Source organism: Flavobacterium sp. (genome assembly GCF_043720215.1).
GTDB lineage: Bacteria > Bacteroidota > Bacteroidia > Flavobacteriales > Flavobacteriaceae > Flavobacterium.
This window is the reverse complement of the sequence record NZ_JAYSSZ010000058.1, coordinates 1-5,266: the sequence shown is the minus strand read 5'-3', so window position 1 is coordinate 5,266 and position 5,266 is coordinate 1. Positions and strand designations below refer to the sequence as shown.

The 5,266-nt window shown below is 33.0% G+C and carries 5 protein-coding genes; 2 read left to right on the top strand and 3 right to left on the bottom strand.

Features of this window, described 5'->3' with window-relative positions:
- The 3 genes from ACHZC3_RS02560 to ACHZC3_RS02550 all read right to left on the bottom strand — a co-directional run.
- Positions 1-998: Glu/Leu/Phe/Val dehydrogenase dimerization domain-containing protein (locus ACHZC3_RS02560; protein ID WP_394758311.1), on the bottom strand; the 998-nt coding region annotated here is incomplete at its 3' end.
- A gap of 155 nt (positions 999-1,153) precedes the next feature.
- Entirely contained in the window at positions 1,154-1,735 is a 582-nt protein-coding gene (locus tag ACHZC3_RS02555) for a chalcone isomerase family protein (RefSeq protein WP_394758310.1), read from the bottom strand.
- Positions 1,736-1,812: 77 nt separating this feature from the next.
- Entirely contained in the window at positions 1,813-2,880 is a 1,068-nt protein-coding gene (locus ACHZC3_RS02550; protein WP_394758309.1) for an anhydro-N-acetylmuramic acid kinase, read from the bottom strand.
- A gap of 95 nt (positions 2,881-2,975) precedes the next feature.
- On the opposite strand from ACHZC3_RS02550, the gene ACHZC3_RS02545 reads away from it, so the two are divergent.
- Entirely contained in the window at positions 2,976-4,115 is a 1,140-nt protein-coding gene (locus tag ACHZC3_RS02545) for an acyl-CoA dehydrogenase family protein (RefSeq protein ID WP_394758308.1), read from the top strand.
- A 91-nt stretch (positions 4,116-4,206) separates the two neighbouring features.
- Positions 4,207-4,848 (top strand): endonuclease III domain-containing protein, encoded by a 642-nt coding sequence (nth, locus tag ACHZC3_RS02540; RefSeq protein WP_394758307.1) that lies wholly within the window; start codon positions 4,207-4,209, stop codon positions 4,846-4,848.
- Positions 4,849-5,266 lie beyond the last annotated feature (418 nt).

Here is a 5,266-nt window from a genome sequence, read left to right as displayed (position 1 = left end):
TCCATAATAGGGCCAAAGAAAATTTCCTTATCTGCAAAAGGCACGTTTCCACCACAAGAAATCACTTCTAATCCAGAAGCGATCATACTATCTACTTGGCTTTTTGCCACTAATCGCGAGGCAGCACAAGGCGTAAATATTTCGGCACCAATAGACCATATTTTAGCATTAATTTCATCAAATGGAATCATATTATTGGCAACCAATTTGTTTCCATCTTTAGTAAGAAATAAAGTTCTTATTTCTTCGAAAGTAAATCCGTCTTCATTAATTAAACCTCCATCTCTGTCGATGATTCCAACCACTTTTACTCCCATTTCTGCAAGGTAAAAAGCAGCTGCCGAACCAACATTTCCAAAACCTTGGACAATTGCTTTTTTACCTTTTACATTTCCGCCATAAATATCATAATAATGACGAACAGCTTGCGCCACGCCGTAACCTGTAATCATATCGGCAATAGTATATTTTCTTGAAATATCTGGCGAGAAAGTAGTATTTTCTATAACTTTTACAACGCCTTGACGCAATTGTCCAATTCTATTTATTTTATCAGCTTCAGTTGGTTTAAAATGTCCATTGAAAACACCTTCCTGCGGATGCCAGACACCACATTCTTCAGTCATTGGAATTACTTCGTGAATTTCATCTACATTCAAATCGCCTCCTGTTCCGTAATAACTTTTTAACAAAGGAGAAACCGCTTTATACCAACGTTGCAAAACGCCTTTTTTACGAGGATCGTTTGGATCGAAATTAATTCCAGATTTTGCACCACCAATTACTGGTCCAGAAACTGAAAATTTTACTTCCATCGTTTTTGCAAGGGAAAGAACCTCATTCATGTCCAAACCCTTACGCATACGGGTTCCGCCACCAGCAGCACCACCACGAAGTGAATTTATTACCGTCCAACCTTCTGCATCGGTTTCTGGATCTTTCCAGTTAAAAACTACTTCTGGTTCTTTATTCTCAAACTTCTTTAAAAGATCTTTCATTTTATTTTTGTGTTGTTCTTTACTTTGTGAGACAAATATAAAAAAATAGAATAAAGGAAATGAGGTTATATTTATAATAAAAACCAATACATTTCCTTTATTCTATTTTTTTAATCTACATACTCAATTCAGTAGATTAGAGGAGATACTGTTTCCTAGAATTTTCCTAGCAAATCTTTTTTAAGGTCCTCATCGACAGGATTATTAGAAAGCCAAATTCCGAAAAAAGCTTTTTTGAACTCGAATCCAGGAATTTTTCCTTGCATTTTATCATTTTTATAAACCCAAATAGATTTATCAATAGGATTATAAATAAGGTTGAAAGCATCATCTTTTTTGGTGTCTTCAGAATTTAGTAATGATTCTAGTAATGCTATTTGGCTTTCAAATTGTTTCAAATTCTCTTTACCTACAGACTTCTCCATACCTTTATTTAAAGATTTAGAAAGCTTTTTTGATGAAACCATATTTGAAATTATTTGAAGTCTAACAGCCATTTCTGTATCGCTATCTAATATATATTGTGCTTCTTGCGACAAATTAGTTAGATACAAAGCTTGCACATAAACATCTACCCACATTTTAGATCTAGTTCCAAAACCGTTAAGTTGTAGTGTGTGATTTTGAAAAGGGATTGTTCTTGGTACAATTACACCGTCTGTTTCAAACTGAGTTTGTGCTATATTTGATTGTACAAATATTAACATCATAAATAAGGTTAAAATGATTTTTTTCATGATAAAATGAGTAGGGATTAATTGCTTGCAAAATTAAAAAATTATCCCACAAACTACAATTTTCCTTTGTTAAAAATTTAATAATTATACATTTTTCCTGAGCTATGATCATACTTTGATCCCGTTACAGTAGACAAAACATTAATTTCATTTCTTAATTTTAAAACGCCAAGTAAAGCAAAAATTAAAGCTTCTTTAAACTCGATAGTTTTAGCATCAGGAATTACTATGGTCATAGTTGGTATATGAGTTTGTATTCTTTCGATTAAAAAATCGTTGTAAGCGCCACCACCAGTAACAAACAAACTTCCTTTTTGTTTGGGCAAAGCCAAAGCAATCTGAATGGCAATATGTTCTGTAAATGTTCTGAGTTTGTTTTCAACTGTTATTTGATGCTTTTCGATAATTGGAAAAATAATTGTTTTTACAAATTCGAAACCAAGTGATTTAGGGTAACTTTTTTTATAATAATCTAAATTGTTTAATTCCGATAATAATTCTGCTGAGAGAATTCCAGTTCGAGAAATTTTTCCTTTATCATCATAATCAAAACCTAGTTGACTAGCATAGAAATTCAAAACGGTATTTACTGCCGATATATCAAACGCAATTCTAATTCCATCTTCATCAAAAGAAACATTAGAAAAACCGCCTAAATTCAGGCAATAATCATATTCTGAAAATAAAATTCTATCACCTATTGGGACCAATGGCGCACCTTGTCCACCAAGCTGTACATCTTCTACACGGAAATCACACACTACTTTTTGGTTAATTAATTTTGCGATTTTAGGCAAATTCCCTATTTGCAAAGTAAAACCGTTTTGAGGCTGATGCAAAATGGTATGACCGTGAGAACAAACGGCATCAAGATTATTGATTTTATTTTCAGCAATAAAACCAGAAATAACTTCTCCTAATAAATCTGTATAATCTTCATTTAGTTTTTCTAATTCCAATGGCGAAAAATCGACAGCATTTTTGAGTTTTTGAATCCAACCATCTGAATAACTAATTGTTTCACTTTGAATGATTTGAAAATCCCATTTTTCGTTTTCAATACTAAAATGAATGTGCGCCAAATCAATTCCATCAAGTGAAGTGCCTGACATAACTCCGATAACGTTATAGTTCTGCTTAAACATGGGTTAAAAATAAGCAAACCTTTTGAAAATTCCATATTTATCCTCTATATTTGACAACTTTTTGAAACGATTTACAAATAAAATACTGATATAAAATGGATTTTAATTTAAGCGAAGAACAGTTAATGATTCAACAAGCAGCAAGAGATTTTGCAGTAATTGAATTATTACCAGGTGTTATAGAACGTGACGAACATTCTAAATTTCCGACCGAACAAGTCAAAAAAATGGCTGAGCTTGGTTTCTTAGGAATGATGGTAGACCCAAAATATGGCGGATCGGGATTAGATAGCGTTTCTTATGTTTTAGCCATTACTGAAATTGCAAAAATCGATGCTTCGGCAGCAGTTGTCATGTCAGTAAACAACTCATTAGTTTGTGCAGGAATTGAAAAATATGCAAGTGAAGAATTAAAAATGAAGTATCTTGTTCCGCTTGCAAAAGGTGACGTTATAGGTGCTTTTTGTTTGTCTGAGCCAGAAGCTGGATCCGATGCAACTTCACAAAAAACGACAGCGATTGATAAAGGAGACCATTACCTGTTAAACGGAACAAAAAACTGGATTACAAACGGAGGAACAGCTTCCACTTATATTGTAATTGCTCAAACTGATATCGAAAAAGGGCATAAAGGAATTAATGCTTTTATTGTAGAAAAAGGTTGGTCTGGTTTTGAAATTGGACCTAAAGAAAAGAAGATGGGAATTCGTGGTTCTGATACACATTCACTAATGTTTACTGATGTAAAAATTCCTAAAGAAAATAGAATTGGTGAAAACGGATTTGGTTTCAGTTTCGCTATGAATGTTTTAAACGCAGGTAGAATAGGAATTGCATCGCAAGCCTTAGGAATTGCTTCTGGAGCATATGAATTAGCTTTGAAATACTCGCAAGAACGCGTAGCATTTAAAAAACCAATTTTTCAGCATCAAGCTATCGCTTTTAAACTAGCTGATATGGCTACACAAATTATGGCAGCCAAAATGTTAGTACTTAAAGCCGCTACCGAAAAAGATGCTGGTCAAGACATCTCACAATCTGGCGCTATGGCAAAACTTTTTGCTTCCGAAACTGCTATGAACACTACTATTGAAGCGGTACAAATACACGGTGGAAACGGCTATGTAAGTGAATATCATGTAGAACGTATGATGCGTGATGCAAAAATTACTCAAATTTACGAAGGGACTTCAGAGATACAACGAATTGTTATTTCTAGAAGTTTGATAAAATAATAGTAGTACAACAAATACAAAGTCCAGCTGAAAAGTTGGACTTTTTTTATGCAAAATTATTATATAACTTTATGAAATAAAAAAAAAAACGATGTCATTATTCAACGATTGGAACCAGGAACTTACGCCATTGTTAGAAAAATACAAAGGGCGAAAACATCCGTTAGAGTATAACAACTTATACCAATTACTTGTTATGGTTGTTTTATCAGCACAAGATTCTGATGCTAACATCAATAAAATTGCTCCAGCTCTATTTGAAGTCTATCCAAATATGGAAAGTCTGGCTGTTTCGAATGTAGACGCATTGATTCCACATATCTCTAAAGTTAGAAATTTCGGAACAAAAGCGAGTTGGTTACTTGAAATTGCTCAGACTATCAAAACCGATAGTGCGATTCCAACTACTATGGAAAATCTAGTTGCGTTAAAAGGAATTGGACGAAAATCGGCCAATGTTATTATGCGAGAAGCAGGAAGTCCTGCCGAAGGCATTATTGCCGATTTACATGTGATTAGAGTAGCGCCCAGAATAGGAATAATTTCGGAAACTAAAGACGGTAATAAAGTCGAAAAGCAACTCATGCAAGTTTTACCAAAAGCTATTTGGGGAGAAATAGGAATGGCAATTTCGTTTCTAGGTAGAGAAATTTGTCGACCTACGAATCCGAAATGTGAGGTGTGTCCTGTTAGTAAGAGTTGTGATTATTATAAAAGTGCGGTTTTGGGGTGATTTTATAGCTAAAAAGACTTTAAATAAAGTTCAAATATAATATATGAAAATTGGTAAAAATACATCAATTGTATAATTCTTCTTTTATCTATTAAATCTCAATCTAATTAACATTTTTGAATAATATTTAACCATAATATACAAAAAAATGAAATGAAATACCCTATTTGACACAAAGAATTTCATTACTTTATCATTATGAGATTCTTCGTACCTCAAAATGACAAAAATAAAGATATATATAAGTAATAATATTTTATGGGTGTGTTAATTATATTACCAAATCCAATAATTACAAACAGATATAAACAAAAAAAAATCCCATCAAATACATGATGAGGATTTCTCAAAAGAAAGGCGACATTTGATATTAAGAGGAGGAAGCCCAGTGGGCTTCAGGTATTTAAATTTTATTGTC

Bases quoted from the DNA above. Each gene is read 5' to 3' on its own strand.
- ACHZC3_RS02555 (WP_394758310.1), bottom strand. From the start codon at position 1,735: ATGAAAAAAATCATTTTAACCTTATTTATGATGTTAATATTTGTACAA.
- ACHZC3_RS02550 (WP_394758309.1), bottom strand. From the start codon at position 2,880: ATGTTTAAGCAGAACTATAACGTTATCGGAGTTATGTCAGGCACTTCA.
- ACHZC3_RS02545 (WP_394758308.1), top strand. From the start codon at position 2,976: ATGGATTTTAATTTAAGCGAAGAACAGTTAATGATTCAACAAGCAGCA.
- nth (WP_394758307.1), top strand. From the start codon at position 4,207: ATGTCATTATTCAACGATTGGAACCAGGAACTTACGCCATTGTTAGAA.